Consider the following 17,317-nt stretch of genomic DNA (forward strand, 5'->3'; position numbering starts at 1 on the left):
GCAAATAAGACCAACTATATAGTTGATCTTATTTTTAATAGCTCATAGACGAGTATAAGAATAGCAGAACAAGTGTAGCGAGCGTTTAGTTATTATCATCCAAGTCTACCGTATTGCTATCATTTGGTAGTGTGGTACGGCGCATGGGGTTCATGTTTTGTGGGTCGACACTTGCTTCTCTAGCGGTAGAACCTGTGCTGGCCTGATTGGTCACGCGCTCAGTTGCGCTTTCAGGTAGACCCAAACCTACATTTACACCGCTGTTGCTGCGGGTTGGTGCGCCGTTAGCGGCGGGGGCAGCAGCATTATCAGCTGGCAATCTGAGCTGAGTGGCCGCTCGAACGGTTTGAGTTTTGGTGGCGCCAGTATATTCACCGTTGTTCATGGGCACATCTTTTAAGCTTGCACGACCAAGCTGACCAAAGGTTAGCTTATTCAACCATGAGCGGTCAGTTTTGGTAGAGAGTCTGACACGGCCATCATTCGTGAGCCATTCAGGGTAGTTGATTTGCAGTAAAGTTTTATACTCTTGTGCCAAATCAGTTAATCCTAACTGCTGATGACTATAAGCAAGAATAGCAACCGCCTCTGGTACCGCTTCACTAAGTGGGTAGTATTGAAATACCCATTTGGCACGGTTAACCGCGGCGACGTGTGCTTCACGTTCGATATACCAGTTGGCTGCGGTCAGCTCACTACGGGCAAACTGATTGTAAATAAAAGTCATACGCTGCGCTGCGTCTGGCGCATATGGGCTGTTAGGGTATTTATTAATCAACTCTTGAAAATTGGCAAAGGCAATACGTAAATAGGCAGTATCGCGCTCAGATTGATCCATTTTGAACAGCTTAATACCCTCAGATGAGCCTTGCATATTGGCCACACCGCGTACGTAATATGCGTAGCTTACTTGCGGGTTAGCAGGATAGAGATTGATGAAACGATCTGCACTTGCTGCCGCTGTCTCAAAGCTACCACTTGCATATTGAGCATACATAATATCAAGGAGTGCTTGTTCAGCATATTGTCCCGTCGGGTAAAAAGTACGTAAACTGGTCAGATCCTCAATCGCCTGTATGTAGCGGCCTTTATCAATCTGAGTAATAGCATCGTTATAGTAATCTTGCTCTGATTTTTCAGCGGTTTCGACCGCGTCACTGTCTGTATTCGTCAGATTTTTAAAAGTCTGACAGCCAACCAAGTTTACACTTAGAGCAAGCAAGGTTACTGACGAGATTTTGATAAAGGTGTTGCCAATAGGGCGCATACTTCTTCTCCGGCACAAGGCGCACAATAGCGGTGACGCTATCGTACTAATAACAAAGTTAATGATAAAAGGCTAATTATTAAATTATAAGGTAATAACGTCCAAAACAGCAAAGCAACGAGACATAAAGTAACTAGTGGCTTATAGTTGAACATAGCATACAGCAAAATCACGTTTACTTTATAGAATAACGTCTGCTTCGTCTATTCTTCTGTGCGCTATTTTGTAGCCAGATAGCACAGCAAAGTCTGACACAACAAATTTTGGACAGTTTAGCATGAGCGTCTTTTATGAGCGATGACAATTGTGGCTATTCCACTATAATATACAGTAAATTACGGCAACGTTATATTATAGAGAGTTACTATTATGGCTATTTATTTGGCAAATTTTTAGTAGTAAAGAAGAGATAACTGTCTGTAAGCATAGGGGGAAAAGCGCTTAGCATGGTACACTATGACGATGTTTAACCAGCTTTTTATTGAGAGTCTGAAAGTTCTTACTTAAGCATCTAATGAATTGCGGCTTTATCGCTTTATAAAGTTAATCCTTATGACCTGCTCATTTGTGAATTAGGTCACCTACGAATCTGCTATGAATAATAATGCTATGACCACAAATATAACACCGAAACAAACGTCTGATACCGAATTGGTGGCGCAACAGTCATCTATAGAGGATGGATTGACCACCAATGGCTCAAGCCTTGATGTTGACTCGCTTGATGAGAATTTGTCTGATGATGAGCAAGCATCTGATTATGAAGAAATCAACGACGATGAAGATCAAGATGAATACGCCAGCTCTATAGCTGGGCAAGTCTTACCGCAAGTGATTGACATAACGCATACGGTAACTGAGAAGGAAGCGGGTCTACGTATAGACAAGCTTGCCTCACAGGTTTTTACTGACTTTTCACGAGTGCAGTTACAAGGCTGGGTTGGTGATGGTAGTTTGTTATATAACGGTAGCGTACAAAAGCCCAAACAACGTGTCAAAGCGGGAGATGTGATACATCTATCTACGACATTGCAGCAGCATAGTGAAGATCAGCCAGAAAATATCGCCATCGATGTCGTTTATGAAGATGATGACGTACTGGTGATTGATAAGCCTGTCGGCATGGTGGTTCATCCAGGGGCGGGCAATCAGACAGGCACTTTGGTCAATGCTTTGCTATACCATTATCCTCAGCAGCATCACTTGCCACGCGCAGGCCTTGTACATCGAATTGATAAAGATACCTCAGGGCTCTTACTGATTGGTAAAACCAAGCCTGCGCAAATGGCTTTGATGGAGCAGCTCAAAGACAAATCTGTTTATCGTCACTATCAGTGTGTCGTAGCAGGGGATGCAGCAAGCTTACTGCGTCATCGCCGTATCGATGCACCAATTGGTCGTCATCGCAATCAGCGCACAAAGATGACGGTGATGACCGCTGGACGTGAGGCCGTAACGCACTTGTTAAATGTCACACCGCTTAATGATAATTACTGTTTACTGGACGTCGGTCTTGAGACGGGTCGTACCCATCAGATTCGTGTACACCTAAGCCATATCACTTATCCAATAGTTGGAGATCGTGTCTATGGAGGACGTCGCCAACTGCGAGCAGGGTTGACAGAAGAGCAGCGCCAAGCGATTGGTAATTTTCCAAGACAAGCGTTGCACGCATATACTTTGGGGTTTGTCCACCCAACGACGGGTGAAGATATCGAAGTGACCACTCCTATTCCTGAAGATATGCAAAAACTCATATCAGTGCTAACTGATGGTTATGATGACGAATAAAATATGACAGATAAACTTCCCCTGACAATGCTGGCACAGCTCAATGAAGTGACAGTATTCCAAACAGCCGCCTATCATACCGCTGGTTTTGTGCATGCTGATATTAAGCATAAAACGCTTGAAGATCAAAAACATCAACCAATGCTGCAATCAAAACAAGCAAGCTATGGTGAGTTAAATCTTGGACTGCACGTTGCTGATGATCCTGTACAGGTATTGGATAATCGTATGCGTTTGCTAGCGACTATCAATCAGCAACTGACAATCCAACGGCGTGCTCCTATCAGTAGTGTGTACTGGGTAAATCAAGTTCACGGCAAGCAGATCTATGATGTAGACGCAAGCCCGCTTAGTATGCGTCCAGTAGATGCTGATGCAATGGTCAGTAAGCGAGATGGTTTGGGACTTGCTATCATGACAGCCGATTGCGTACCAATCGTATTATATCAACCAGCAAGCGGCCAGATTGCAGCGATTCATGCAGGCTGGCAAGGACTTGCCTGCGGGGTCATTCCAACGACGATAAAGCGTTTTACAGAGTCTGGCGAAATCAAAGCGTGGATAGGCGTTTGTATCAGTCAAGAGAACTACGAGGTTGATAGTCAGGTTCGAGATAAGCTGCTAGCAGGTTGCATCGAAAATCAGTCGTTGTCAGTACAAAGTATAAGTAGTACTGAGCGCTTCGATCAGTTATATGCGGTAGATTCCGACGTTCATAGCTCGACTAATACGGACTTGTATACAGATAAAATTAAGCTTGATTTACCAAAGATAGCTGCCGATCAGATAAGCAATGCTGGCGTGACATTAGCAAATGAAACCTCGATAAGCTGTAGTTACGCTGATTCTAGCTATTATTCGTATCGGCGCCAGACGCATTTGCAGCAGCCAGCAACGGGGCGTATGGCATTAATTATTGTGCGTAGTTAAGCTAAAGCACTAACAAAAAGTGTTTAGGCAGTAATAAAAAGAGCAGGCTAAAACCTGCTCTTTTTATTGCCGTTTCAACAGACTCATTTATATTAGCATACAGAATCATTGGACTTTGGTACCGAAAGCCCGAATAGCGGACGTAAGTATAAGGCTAAAAAAGTACCGGCCATAGCAAGTATGCCCCAAATGTAGCCATGCAAGCTAAAAGATGCGATGCCGCCGAAGTAAGCGCCAATGTTACAGCCAAATGCTAAACGTGCACCGTAACCCATCATCAGACCACCAATGACTGATGCTGCAAAATTACCCACAGTAATCTGAGTAAACTTGAATAGACCGCCCGCCGCTGACGCAATAAACGCACCAATGATAATACCGATATTCAATACAGTCGTTGAGTCTGCAAAAATAGACGCATCAAGCGCCGCTGCATTCGCCCCTTGCCAATAGCCCCAGCTAGCGACATCAACGCCCAAGCCGCTCGCTATCTTGGAGCCCCATAAAGTAAATGCTGAGGTAATGCCCCAAGGCTGACCGCGCGTCAGTAACGTCAAGGCATTGAGTAGAGCAAGAACAATCGCTGCTGCAAATAGAGGCCAAGAACCACGAAAGATGCGCTTCCAGCCAGACTCAGATGGTACAGGTGCCATCTTAGGTGCGGCTCTTTTTTTCTCAACGACCAACGTAACCCAAGCGATTAAACCAAATAACGCAAGCGACACCAGCCAGGCGCCTGTATAACCAAGACCTGTAGAAGTGGCTAATGAATAGGGGGCATAAGCTGGCATCTCCTCTGTCCAAAATGGCAGATGATAAGCGCCAATCGTAGCCCCTATTATAAAAAAGATAAAAGTGATGAACATAACCGAACGTCCACCGCCTATCGCATAGAGTGTGCCAGAAGCACAGCCGCCACCAAGTTGCATGCCGACACCAAAAACAAAAGACCCAACTAAGAGGCTGACACCCAATGGCGCCACATAACCTGCGACTGGGCCGCCAAATATTGTGGTGCCATAAGCAAGAATAGGAGCAAACAATGTTACCGCGACTGCTAGCATTAGCATATGAGAGCGCATCGCCTGTCCATTACCGACAGCCATGATACGTCTAAATGCTGAGGTAAAGCCAAAACGTGCATGAAAGAGGGTATAGCCCAGCAAAAGACCAATACCTAGTAGCAAAGATTGGGAGATATGCTGAGTGTCAAGTAAATGAATGAGTAGTAGCAGGCCTGCTATTACGCCGCCGGCTATTAATACTTTTTGCGGTGCATTGAGTGCCAGACTACCTCTTACAATGGGGTCTTTTGCATCATTTACAGGCTGAACTCTAGTGGTGGTATTTAACGTATTCAAGGCAATGACATCCTTCTCCGATGCATGTGATCGAATGTGATTTGTATAAGTATTTATATAAGAATAGGAAGTAGGGTTATGAGACTCGTTTGATGCTTTTAATAGTGTATAAGTAAGCGCTCCATCATAATCTTATTGTCATCAAAGTAAATATTAGCGCATTAGAAGAATAAGAATAAGTATATGACAATATGGAATAGGCTGTTTATTACTGACTATTTAACATTGATAGACGGTGACATTGCTTATTAATTCTTGCTTGCTGATGGATAAAGCGTAGTATCTATTACACAAGAATAATTGATAATGTGTAAAATATCGCTACAGTGTGCATTAATAAATGATGAGCAGTAATAAGCTGGTACTCATTAAAACATGCCTGTTACAATATGCTTGAATTTACCGAAGTCTACCGCATATCAGGTAACAAGCATTTGCACTAGCTATACTGGTAACTTGTCCCATCATATTTTGAGGGATTTAGAGCAACAGTACCCTACCGCTGAATCAATTACTTATTATCCATTATTAGAGTTTGTATGAATACACCAACCAAAGCATTTTTATCTACCAAAAACGCGCCGAATGTATCGATTGCTGTTATTTTTCATAGTAACTATGGACATACCAAGCGCGTCGCAGAAGCGATCGTACAAGGCGCACATAAACAACTGCCAACAGCGCAAGCAAAAGCGATCGATGTCCATGATGTCGATTGGGATTTTGTGGATCAAGCTGATTTGCTGGTATTTGGTAGCGCGGTATATATGGGCAGTGTTACCGCTGAATTTAAGACTTTTATGGATGAAACCTCAAAGCGCTGGTATCACCGCAAATGGGAGGGCAAGTGGGCAGCGGCTTTTGCCAACTCAGGCGGACTAAGTGGGGATAAGCTTGCAGTGTTGCAGCAGATTTCATTGTACGCTATGCAGCATGGCATGAACTGGATTGGTTTACCATTGATGCCGACAGGCCATGAGTCTCACGACTTAAACCGTTTATCGAGCTTTTTAGGATTGATGACCCAATCGCTTGATGGTCCACCTGAAAAAACCCCAGGTAAGGGTGATATTGATACCGCTATTTGGTTCGGCGATCACTTAGCAAAGACAATTATCAAGCATCAGCCAGTTAACGAAACCTCATAGTTTAAAATTTCGTATTTATAAGTAAGCAACCATTAAAACATAAAAAGCAGACGTCAATATTGATGTCTGCTTTTTTGTGAGCTCAGTTAATAATGATCTATATCCGTGGTGGATAAATTAAGGTTGGAAGTCACAGGGATAGGGCTATCAAAAAGTAGCAAGGACTGACAGCCAGTAAAAAGCAGCATCGGTATCAACATGCAAAAAAGGTTAAAGGGTTTCATAGTGGTTTTTAGCCTACCTTTCATAAAATTTGAATTAAAGCTTGAATAAAGACCTGATTAATCGTACCGAAATGACAGTTTTAAACCATGACTGAAGCTACAGCGTCTGGTGAGCCTCCATCATAATCCAAACATAAGAATATGCAACCATCTACTTTCACTCAAGAATTTTTTTGCTAAAAGTAGCTAAATTAATTTAAAACAGCATTTTTTGTCTTTTTAGATTGTATAAGTTGGTAACTTGTGATTGTGAGTTTTTCTTTGGAAAACTATCTACAGCCTTTGTATGTATTGTGTGTCTGCTATTGTTACTATAATTCGTATATATGAATAAATACGTAAGATTTTATATGATTGTTAAATGTACGTTATATAAGTTATCGGGTAGTTATTTTTCTTAGTTTATGTTTTTAAAGACTTTTTTATCTAAATTTTGAATATTATGTATTTTATTAACTTGAAATCTAAAGTTACTTAGTATTTCGGCATGATTTTTTAACTTTTGTAAAAAAATGAGATAAATAGGTTAATATTCAAGCAATGTTAGCGAAATAGTTTTACCTTTATATGAGTAAACAGAAGCTAATTGTCATACTAACGCAATAATTAACAAAAGCTAGCTCCTTACGGATAAGCAGCTGGCACTTAAAACAACATAAGCTTTCACCATGTTTACCTTATATTTATTAAACAATTAGAACATTAATAAGCTATTCACTGTTAAAGATTGCTGGGTGTTTTGCTATTGTTTTTATTTGACAATATTGTTGTATAACGAATTGTTGTCTAACGACCTTAGTTCTGCCAGCCATTATGTGCCAGCTATATGAGGATATTATGAAGCCACTTTCTATGATGTTATCGGTGCTTGTTATTGGTTTCACTTCCAGTACGGTAATGGCTGAAGGTGCTAGTCTATCAAGCGCCAGCCTACCCAACGTAAGCCCTGCCAATAGCGATTTGGTCAATCGAGGAGCGTATATCGCGCGTGCAGCTGACTGTATGGCTTGTCATCGCGAAGACTATACTGGCGGTGTCGCACTTGAGACCCCAATGGGTAAGATTTATGCAACCAACATTACGCCATCGAAACGTTATGGTATCGGTAACTATACCGAAGCCGATTTAAGAAAAGCCCTCAAAGAAGGTCGTGCGCCTAATCATATGCTTTATCCAGCCATGCCGTACCCTTCTTATAATGGTATGAAGGATGAAGATATCAGCGCACTATTTGCCTATCTACAAACGGTTCCTGTCGTAGATGAAGCGCCTGATTATGAAACCGATCTACCGTTTCCGTTTAACTTTCGCAGTCTGATGTTAGGCTGGAACATGCTCAATGTCCCTTCTACAGAGAGCCGTGAAGGATTGACACAGACGCAGCAGCATGGTGAGTATTTGGTTAATAACCTTGCTCATTGCGGGACTTGCCATACCCCGCGTAACAGTACGATGGGTTTTGATAACGACAATTATTTGTCAGGAGCGCAGCTTGGGACATGGTATGCGCCCAATATCACTCCTGATAAATCAAGCGGTATAGGCAATTGGAGTGAGCAAGACATCGTCACTTACTTGCGTACAGGTGAGCTGGATCAACGAGTCTTTGCTGGTGGACCTATGGGAGAGGTGGTATCGCACAGTACTCGCTATTTAAAAGACACAGATCTAAACGCAATTGCCTCTTATCTTAAGACCGTACCTGTCGTACAAACAGATGATAAGGTTCATCCGGTCAATGCATCCCGTCTGACAGCCCCACTCAATGAATCAATCACTCATGACCTGCTTGCCCAAAAGGACTACTTAGCGCAGGCGAAAGCTGAGGTTCAAGGTGGTAGTAATTCGCCAGAAGCATTATACCTTGCTGCTTGTGGTAGCTGTCACGGTGTTGATGGTTATGGCCAACCGGATGCTCGTTATGCACCTATTGTGGGTCTAAGCAGTATCCGCCGTGAAAAGCCGGATGGTTTAATCAATGTTATTCTTCATGGTGTTGATGGCGCAACCAATACCAGTCCTAAGATGCCAGGCTTTTCAGAAGAGTTAAGTAGTGAGCAGATCGCTGGTATTAGCAATTATGTACGTGTCAAATTTGGTAGTTTAAATAGCAGTGATGTCAATGCTGCTGATGTCGAGCGCGTGGCAACGACTGGTGCCGATCAGCCTTTTTTGATTAGGTACGCAGGTCTGCTTGCGATACTAGGTATTATCGTAGCTATCGTCATTATCATATTTATTGTACGAGCGATCATACGTTCTAGGCGTCATAGTTAGTTGAATCAATGAATTTAACTAGCAATACAGACAACTTAATAAACGCGTGTTAGGCGCTTATTATAAGACATAGATTCAGTGTAGGTCGGTAGAGTATTAAAGCTTAGCATCATAGATAAATTATATGAGCTGAACCAATAATAAAAGTGAGTACCTACCGCCATACACGAAAGTCTACTTTAAGGATATTACTATGAAAGACATGCTTCAATCACCAACGCGGCGCCAACTGCTCTCGATGATCGGTAAGACGGCTGGTGCAACTGCGATGTATCAAGCAATGACTACCTTAGGATTTGCATCTGAGTCTAGCTTTAAAGAATCGATGGACCTAAAAGGAGCGCCTCCAGGAGCGAGTATTGTCATTCTTGGTGCAGGTCTTGGTGGTCTCACTGCAGCTTATGAGCTACGTAAAGCCGGTTATGATGTTAAAGTGCTTGAGTTTCAAAATCGCGGTGGTGGACGTAGCTGGACGCTCAACAGTGGTGACAAATATACCGAGCTTGGCGGTGAGGAAGTTACCTGTGATTTTGAAGAAGGTAACTATTTTAATGGCGGGCCTTGGCGTTTACCAAGTCATCATTATGCTGTATTTCACTACTGCAAGAAGTTTGGTGTTGAGATGCAACCTTTTATTCAGACTAACGACCGAGCTTATCTGCATCGCTCTACGCACTTTGGCGGGGTGCCGCAGCGTTTAGGAGATGTAAAAAACGACATACAAGGCAATGTGGCTGAGCTGCTATCAAAGGCCGTCAACGTTGGTGGTCTTGATCGTTCAGTGAATACTGAGGATAAAGAAAAGTTGCTTGAGGGCTTAAAAGGCTGGGGCGTACTAGACAAAGACTATCGCTACAGAGCCAGTAATGAGACTACCAAGCATCGCGGTTTTAGCGTCTTTCCTGGTGGTGGCCTGATGCCCAACGAAAAACCCTCGAAGCCTCTACCTATCGGTGAGATATTGGACTCTGGCATGTGGTCAGATATTTATGCCAATCACATGACTTATGGCCATCAACCAACGATGTTTCAGCCAGTAGGCGGTATGGGCAAAATCGGTGATGCGTTCACTCGTGAGTGCCGCGATATGATTGAGTTTAATGCCAAAGTCACTAAGATTCATCAAGACGAAAGTGGTGTAACTGTCAATTATGTCGATAGCAATAGTCCAGATGGTGCGACCAAGACCATACGTGCTGACTGGTGTGTCTGCAATATTCCGCTAACGGTATTGACTCAAATTGATATCAATGTCTCAAAGCCGATGAAAAAAGCAATGGCAGCCGTACCTTATGATACCTCTTATAAGGTGGGCCTCGAGTTCAACCGCCGCTTTTGGGAAGAAGATGAGTGGATCTATGGCGGCTTGACCTATACTAATATGCCCATTACGCAAATCGCTTATCCTTCAGAAGACATGTTTAAAACAGGTACTGGAGTGTTATTAGGTGCTTATGGTTTTGGCCCGACCTCTTATAAGTTTAATACATTAACACCAAAGGAGCGTATTAACGTCGCCCTTGCTTATGGCAAATACATCCATCCACAGTATCCAAAAGAGTTCCGTGCAGGTACGTCAGTGGTATGGCACCGCATTCCGTGGACCTTAGGGTGTTATGGTATTTGGAGCGAGTCAAGCCGTGAGCAGTATTATGATCAGCTGTGTAGTATCGACAACCGTATTGTATTAACGGGCGAACATTGTTCACATATTCCTGCATGGCAAGAGGGCGCTATTTTATCCGGCATTGATGCAGCAAATCGTCTGCACAAAAAGGCAAAAATGCTTGGGTAACGTTGATAACCATAATAAATTCAGAGGCTGTCATGGATAATATAAGCATGAAGAAAACAACATTTAAGATGCTGACTGTGATATCACTTAGTATGATAAGCAGTGTAGCATTGTTAGGCTGTAGCCAAAAATCAGAGGATGTAGAGACAATAGCGAGCAAGCAAGACGCTGTACTGCCAGTTAATAATCAAGCCAGTCGTAATACTGGCGCTTGGGGAGGCGTCTATATGACTCGCGATGAGCTAAGAGCGCCTGATATCAATATCGTTGATGATAGCTCATTACCGAGCATGGAAAACGATCCCAGTCTTGCAAAGTGGGAAGCTAAGTTTGAAGGTCAAAATGCCTTTATTACTACTAATGGTAAAAAGCTATATCATGACTCATGTGCAGGCTGTCATATGCATGAAGGCGAGGGTGCTCAAGGTGCAGGTTATTACCCACCATTAGCCAATAACAGCAAAATGCAGTCGAAATACTACATTATTGATATATTGATTAATGGCTTTCGCGGTATGCCGTCATTTCATATGATGATGGACGATGAGCAAATGGCCGCTGTCACTCAATATGTCGTCAATGATTTGAACGGTTTTAAACAGACGGTCACTGCCGAAGATGTGGCGCAGCTAAGGCATGCCAATCCACCAGGTTATGATCCAAGCGAATAAGTGCATCACAACCAATCTTAGGCAATAGCTACTAATCGTAATGTATAAAAAAGCGCCCGATAATATGATCGAGCGCTTTTTTATTTGTATTAAGTAAGAAATAAGCCGGTATTAAAGCGATAAGTTTATAGAGTTAAAGACTTATTTAGGACTTGATGACCATACTGGGGAGCGGATAACGCCTTGACCAGACTTACCAAATGACTTACCTCCATTTAGGGATTTAATGGTTAAGACCCCTTTACCGCCTTGGGTTGAGGCATAGACCACACGCTTGCCATTAGGAGAGAAGCTTGGCGCCTCGTCGATACCTGTGCTACCAAGGTTGGCAGTCACTGCACCGTTGCTATTCATAATTGCAGCTGAGCGTCCGTTTAAAAACGCGATTTGTGTGCCATCACTACTAAATTGCGGACTGGTTGCATAACCGCTATTAGAGACTTTGGTCGTCCGACCTGAGCCAAACTCATAGCGATATATCTGCGGTTTATTAAAGCCTGCTCTATCAGAGACAAACACAAAAGATTTGCCGTCTGGCGCGTAGTTTGGTTGGACTTCACTGCTTGGCCAGTTTGTCAGTTTTTTAAGGTTACCGCCGCCTGCGTTCATCTCATAAATATCGGCACTACCTTCAAAGCTGCTAGAGAAGAGTATCTTGCTACCATCAGGGGAGAAAGAAGGACTTAGGTTACTGCCTTTATAAGGGGTAACGACGGTCGCTGCACCGCCGCTGACGTTTTGTACATATATTAACGGATAAGATTTATCGCGCTGTACGGTATAGGCGATACGCGAAGCATCGGGTGACCATGCAGGCGAAAATATGGAGCCTGCTACCTCAGTAATGGTTCTGGCGTTCTCGCCATCGGCATCCATAACTTTTAGGCGAGATATCTTGTCTTTTCCGCGTCCTGTCTCCTCGATATAAGCAATACGTCCTGAAAAGTCACCTGGTGTGCCAGTAATCAGCTCATAGACTTTATCAGCGATGACGTGCGCAGCATAACGTAAGCTTTCTTGATTATTATCAGCGCTTAAGCTTTGCTTTCCTTGAAGTACACGACCAGATTTGACATCAATCACCTCATAAGTAGTCTCAATTTTACTGCGGTTGGTACGGGTGCTACCGACTACTAAATAGGGGATACCTAAGCTTTGCCACACTGGTAATGTCTCTGCCAGCTCACTACTGCTACGTGGCTGCTGCGGTAGATTCTTGCTAGTCACATTCAGCTCAGTTCTACTCAAATCATTTAAGATGATGGGTGAGAGTACAGAGTCGCCAGCGAAAGGCACAAAGGCGACTTGGTTTTGTTGTACTGGAATCTCGTAGTCTAACTCTAATACGACGGGAGCCGCATATACGCTAGAAGCGATAAGTAGACTTGAGGTGCTAGCAAGTAAGCTAAGCAGCAGTTTTTTGTGAGTACGCATGACTGGATTTGGCTCCTAAAATGATACAACAATCGTTTTTTATATACTTTAATTGAGTATTACGGTAAGACAATATTGCTATTGGTGCAAGTTTTTTAAGATAAAACCAACAATAAATCAGCTGTCTATTCTCTTATTAATTGCTGCCTTTAAACCTTATGGTAAAGGTGGGGTATTTAGGATCGTCAGTATCAATCGGTAAGTGACGAGTATTTAATACCGCTTGCTTGGCCGCTTCATTGACAGCTGAATCGGGCCCTGAGACAGAAACATTAACCACATCTCCATTACTATTGACCGTTATGGTCAAGGTTGCCTGCTGAGTTGAGCCTTTAGCTGCTACCGGTGGGTTATAGTTGCGCTTAATCAAGCTTACAATCTCACTATTGCTTGCCCCGCGACTACTTGCTGATGCACTACTACTGTTCGTTGATTGCCCAGAAGTGATGGGGCTTCCAGTGACTGTCGATTTTCCATCTGCTTCTAGGCTAAAGGTTTTGTTAGCATTATTTGTACTACCCGTTTCTATCTCCAAATTGGCCTGTGTGTTATTCGGTCGTTTGATTTTAGGCGGATTATTCTCTGTATGACGAAAAGACTTTAAACGCGCGCGCTCAGCATCAAGCTGGTTTTGTTTGTCTTGTTCTACTTGGTTCAGCTCTTCTAGGGCGGTCTCATCTAGCCGCGCTGCCAGCTCGGCCATATTACGCTCATACTCTTGCATCTGCTCAATACGCCGCTGATGCTGCTCTTGACTCATTAATACTGGTTGGTCCGCTGGAGCATCGGAGCGCGTAAATACAGACTCTCTTTGCAGGCTTGATGAGGCGTTTGTTTGACTGACATTATCGTTGTTATCTGCAGTTATAGGCTCACTGGTCTCTGTATTACTACTAGCTGCCTGCGCTTGCATCGCTGCACGGTTGGCCAATATTTGTCCTTGCATCTCAGCCAACTCTTGCGGCGTGACCATAGTGGTTTCAATATTGCCAACGGTTTCTAATTCGGGCTGCTGGTAGGTATAGACCAGCAAGCCAAGTACGATGCCATGAGCCAATAGACTTAATAGCATAGGTAGGGTCAGCCCATCACCTTCAGGCGCAGTTGGAATATAGACGGCAGGAGCATTATTCATGGTTGTGATACTCATTGACGTGTGTCATCAGGTTGTCTACTTATTCAAATCAAGTTGTAAAAGTAACTGTTTTTGATTTAAGCTCATTATAACGTAGGCGCAGGTAGCGGAGCACCTGTTAATAGCCCGACCTTCTGAATACCTGCTTGTTGCAAATTGGCCATCAAAGCCATGATGGCACCGTATTGATTATTTTGATCGGCGTTAATCATCACCTGCAGAGGGGGCACACCAGCGTTACTATTTTGCGATTGCAAGTTGGATAAGGTGTTAATCAATTCAGGCTCACTAATAGGCATGTCTATGTTGTTTTCATAGCTGATAAAAATCTCACCGCTACTTGTCAATGACACGATGACAGGCAGCTGGTTTTGGCTCATCGTATTGGTCTGCTCTTTTGGTAAATCGACATCGACCCCAGTAGTCAGCATTGGCGCTGTCACCATAAATATCACCAGTAGCACCAGCATAACATCGATATAGGGTACAACATTCATCTCAGCGTTGAGTGCTTTTTTCTTGCGGCTATAGGGGTTTGGTTTCATAGCCCTGTCACCTGCGCTGTGCCAATTTTGGACTCATTACTTTTATGCCCTTTATTTAGTGCATTTTGAGTGCTGGTCTCACGCTGTAGCATCCCTGTCATCTCATCGCAAAATAGAGCGCGTGACTCATATAGCTGGCCTGACTTTGCCGTAAAATGGTTATATGCCAGTACGGCTGGAATAGCTGCAAACAGTCCCATCGCCGTGGCAATAAGTGCTTCAGCGATACCGGGAGCAACTGAGGCAAGGGTCGCTTGTTCTGTCTGCGAGAGACCCAAAAACGCATTCATAATGCCCCATACCGTACCAAATAAACCCACATAAGGCGCTACCGAACCGATGCTGGCAAGGGTGGTAATACCTGACTCAAGTAGCTGCTGCTGACGACCCAGTCCAACGCGTAGTTTACGCTCGACGCCATCGATAATGTCATCTTTGGGTTGACGTTTTTTGTGCATTCTTAAGTATTCAGAAAAACCAATATAAAAGATCTGCTCAAGCCCTTGACGCTCAGGCGAGCCTTGGACACCCTGATAAAGTTTGGCCAAATCCTCACCTGACCAAAACCACGTTTCGAACTGTTCATCGAAGTTTTTGGCAGTACCGAGGCGTGCACTTAGACGAAAGATAATAACCCAACTAACCAAAGAAGCTAGTAATAGCAATCCCATCACCATCTGCACGAGCAGACTTGCTTGAGTAATAAGATCGATAATGTTTAATGATTCAGGCATGTAACAGGCTCACTGATGATTAACAACAATTGACCAAAGCTTAGGCTCTGATCAAATAACCCTAAAAGGTACAAATTATGTTTATTGTATGATAGCTAATAAATATACTTTATTATTTATTTCAATAACTTAATAAGAAGGCCGCGTTTGAATGATAGTATCTTCTTTATGACAATAATATCTCAACCCCTTAGTTTACTGTTAAATAGACAAAAGGTCATTATTAATATGTTTAATGGGCAGTAGAGAGTTTTTAGATTAATAGTTTGATAAAGTGTTTTTACCGTGTACTATTGTTTGTAGATCACATTTAATATTGATTTTAGGCGTGTAAGGCATGGGTAATGATTGAATTTGTGCACGGGTTTCTCTAGAATGTTGCGCTTTGTTACCGTTGTCTTTTTTTATGACGTCATCATTGCTTTGTTGACGTCATCTTTATTTTAGACACAAATAAACTTGTTCTTTTCACTGGCCAGTTGGGATTGACCCTTATGAATGCAATTGAGCGCTATTTTGGAATTAATGGTGACAATACGACGATAAAAACGGAAATTGTTGCCGGTATAACGACATTTTTAACGATGGCTTATATCATTTTTGTCAACCCCAATATATTAGCAGAAGCGGGCATGGATAAAGGGGCAGTGTTTGTTGCTACTTGTCTTGCCGCTGCGATAGGCTGTTTTATAATGGGTCTTTATGCGCGTTTGCCAGTAGCTTTGGCACCCGGCATGGGTCTTAACGCCTTTTTTACCTATGGTGTGGTGTTAGGGATGGGTTATGCATGGCAGACAGCACTCGGTGCTGTTTTTTTGTCGGGGTGCATATTCATACTATTAAGCTTATTTAAAATTCGTGAATGGATTATTAATTCTATTCCGATTGCTCTTAAACAAGGGGTTATCGCAGGTATCGGTGCATTTTTAGCATTTATTGCACTGCAAAGCTCTGGCGTTATCGTTGGGCAAGATGCAACGCTAGTGACTCTTGGTGATATGACATCATTTGGTCCTATGATGGCATCCATAGGTTTCTTTGTTATCATCGGGCTATCGTATAAAAAAGTTCCTGGTGCTGTGACGATTGGCATTTTACTGGTCGCCTTAATTAGCCTGCTAGCAGGTCATACTGAGTTTGCTGGGATTATATCTACGCCGCCCTCCGTTGCGCCAACCCTTATGCAGCTTGATATTGCTGGTGCGTTTGATGTCACTATGATCAGTGTCATTTTTGCTTTTTTGTTCGTTGATTTATTTGATACCGCAGGTACGCTAGTGGCGACGACAAGCCAAGCGAAATTGATTGATAAAGACGGTAACATACCTAATATGGGCAAAGCATTGTTAGCAGATTCGACAGCGACGGTGACAGGTGCGATGCTTGGTACTTCATCGACCACCAGTTACGTTGAGAGTGTGGCAGGTATTGCTGCAGGCGGGCGTACGGGACTTGTGGCGGTAACGGTCGGAGTGATGTTCTTATTAAGTACTTTTTTTGCACCGCTGGCTGGTATGATTCCAGCGTATGCTACCGCTGGCGCTATCTTTTACGTCGCTGTACTGATGTTAGGTACGCTAAAAGACATCAATTGGGCGGATTTGACAGATGCAGCACCCGTTGTCGTCGTGTTGTTATTTACGCCGCTGACATACTCTATCGCTGATGGCATTGCGCTTGGTTTTATTACCTTTACCGCAGTTAAGCTGATGTCTGGCAAAGTCAATGAAGTGACTCTACCAGTATGGGTGCTAACAATCATCTTACTTGTTAAGATTATATGGCTATAACTTATTTGGACGTTTATTTGCGCTATGTCTGTCGATATTTAAACCAAGGCAGGTTGAATATAGTGTAAACATACACTGCCAATAAGCATTAATGACAACTACTTTTTACCCTCCTTATCTTTGATTGATAAGGAGGGTTTTTTATGCAGAGTATAAAAGTTTTTGACCAAAGGATTAACATTATGGCTGCAAAAAACCTTATTAAATAACCAATA

13 protein-coding genes are annotated in these 17,317 nt (G+C 43.1%); 7 read left to right on the forward strand and 6 right to left on the reverse strand.

From position 1 onward, the window contains the following. Positions 1 to 85: 85 nt before the first annotated feature. Entirely contained in the window at positions 86 to 1,267 is a 1,182-nt protein-coding gene (locus ACS8FB_RS02180; RefSeq protein ID WP_439260791.1) for an outer membrane protein assembly factor BamD, read from the reverse strand. A gap of 609 nt (positions 1,268 to 1,876) precedes the next feature. On the opposite strand from ACS8FB_RS02180, the gene ACS8FB_RS02185 reads away from it, so the two are divergent. Together ACS8FB_RS02185 and ACS8FB_RS02190 are read left to right on the forward strand one after the other, a co-directional pair. Beyond that, positions 1,877 to 3,058: an RluA family pseudouridine synthase gene (locus ACS8FB_RS02185; RefSeq protein WP_439260839.1), complete on the forward strand. Its 1,182-nt coding sequence runs from the start codon at positions 1,877 to 1,879 to the stop codon at positions 3,056 to 3,058. A gap of 3 nt (positions 3,059 to 3,061) precedes the next feature. Continuing rightward, positions 3,062 to 3,988, forward strand: coding sequence for a polyphenol oxidase family protein (locus ACS8FB_RS02190; RefSeq protein ID WP_439260792.1), 927 nt, complete (start codon positions 3,062 to 3,064; stop codon positions 3,986 to 3,988). A 92-nt stretch (positions 3,989 to 4,080) separates the two neighbouring features. Here the strand turns inward: ACS8FB_RS02190 and ACS8FB_RS02195 are convergent, their stop codons facing one another. Continuing rightward, positions 4,081 to 5,349, reverse strand: a complete 1,269-nt coding sequence (locus tag ACS8FB_RS02195) for a YeeE/YedE family protein (RefSeq protein WP_439260793.1) — start codon at positions 5,347 to 5,349, stop codon at positions 4,081 to 4,083. Between the two features lie 539 nt (positions 5,350 to 5,888). On the opposite strand from ACS8FB_RS02195, the gene ACS8FB_RS02200 reads away from it, so the two are divergent. From ACS8FB_RS02200 to ACS8FB_RS02215, 4 genes are all read left to right on the forward strand, one after another. Next, entirely contained in the window at positions 5,889 to 6,497 is a 609-nt protein-coding gene (locus ACS8FB_RS02200) for a flavodoxin family protein (protein WP_439260794.1), read from the forward strand. A 1,061-nt stretch (positions 6,498 to 7,558) separates the two neighbouring features. Next, on the forward strand, positions 7,559 to 8,998 hold the full coding sequence (locus ACS8FB_RS02205; protein WP_439260795.1) for a cytochrome c: 1,440 nt from the start codon (positions 7,559 to 7,561) through the stop codon (positions 8,996 to 8,998). 193 nt (positions 8,999 to 9,191) lie between these two features. Further along, positions 9,192 to 10,793 carry a flavin monoamine oxidase family protein gene (locus ACS8FB_RS02210; protein WP_439260796.1) on the forward strand — a complete coding sequence of 534 codons (1,602 nt, stop codon included), beginning with the start codon at positions 9,192 to 9,194 and terminating at the stop codon, positions 10,791 to 10,793. Between the two features lie 47 nt (positions 10,794 to 10,840). Then, a complete protein-coding gene (locus ACS8FB_RS02215) occupies positions 10,841 to 11,464 on the forward strand; it encodes a c-type cytochrome (protein WP_439260797.1) in 624 nt (207 codons plus the stop codon). Positions 11,465 to 11,605: 141 nt separating this feature from the next. Here ACS8FB_RS02215 and ACS8FB_RS02220 read toward each other — a convergent pair whose 3' ends face one another. The 4 genes from ACS8FB_RS02220 to tolQ all read right to left on the reverse strand — a co-directional run bounded on the left by ACS8FB_RS02220 (position 11,606) and on the right by tolQ (position 15,312). Continuing rightward, entirely contained in the window at positions 11,606 to 12,898 is a 1,293-nt protein-coding gene (locus ACS8FB_RS02220; RefSeq protein ID WP_439260798.1) for a translocation protein TolB, read from the reverse strand. Between the two features lie 136 nt (positions 12,899 to 13,034). After that, positions 13,035 to 14,048, reverse strand: a complete 1,014-nt coding sequence (locus ACS8FB_RS02225; protein WP_439260799.1) for a cell envelope integrity protein TolA — start codon at positions 14,046 to 14,048, stop codon at positions 13,035 to 13,037. Positions 14,049 to 14,119: 71 nt separating this feature from the next. Then, on the reverse strand, positions 14,120 to 14,578 hold the full coding sequence (gene tolR / locus ACS8FB_RS02230) for a protein TolR (RefSeq protein WP_299215903.1): 459 nt from the start codon (positions 14,576 to 14,578) through the stop codon (positions 14,120 to 14,122). Next, a complete protein-coding gene (tolQ, locus tag ACS8FB_RS02235; protein WP_439260800.1) occupies positions 14,575 to 15,312 on the reverse strand; it encodes a protein TolQ in 738 nt (245 codons plus the stop codon). The genes tolR and tolQ overlap by 4 nt, the downstream gene beginning before the upstream one ends. A gap of 494 nt (positions 15,313 to 15,806) precedes the next feature. Between tolQ and ACS8FB_RS02240 the strand changes: the two genes are divergently transcribed. Continuing rightward, on the forward strand, positions 15,807 to 17,102 hold the full coding sequence (locus ACS8FB_RS02240; protein WP_299187664.1) for an NCS2 family permease: 1,296 nt from the start codon (positions 15,807 to 15,809) through the stop codon (positions 17,100 to 17,102). Positions 17,103 to 17,317: the final 215 nt, after the last annotated feature.

This window comes from Psychrobacter sp. 1U1, from assembly GCF_051847535.1.
Lineage (GTDB): Bacteria > Pseudomonadota > Gammaproteobacteria > Pseudomonadales > Moraxellaceae > Psychrobacter > Psychrobacter saeujeotis.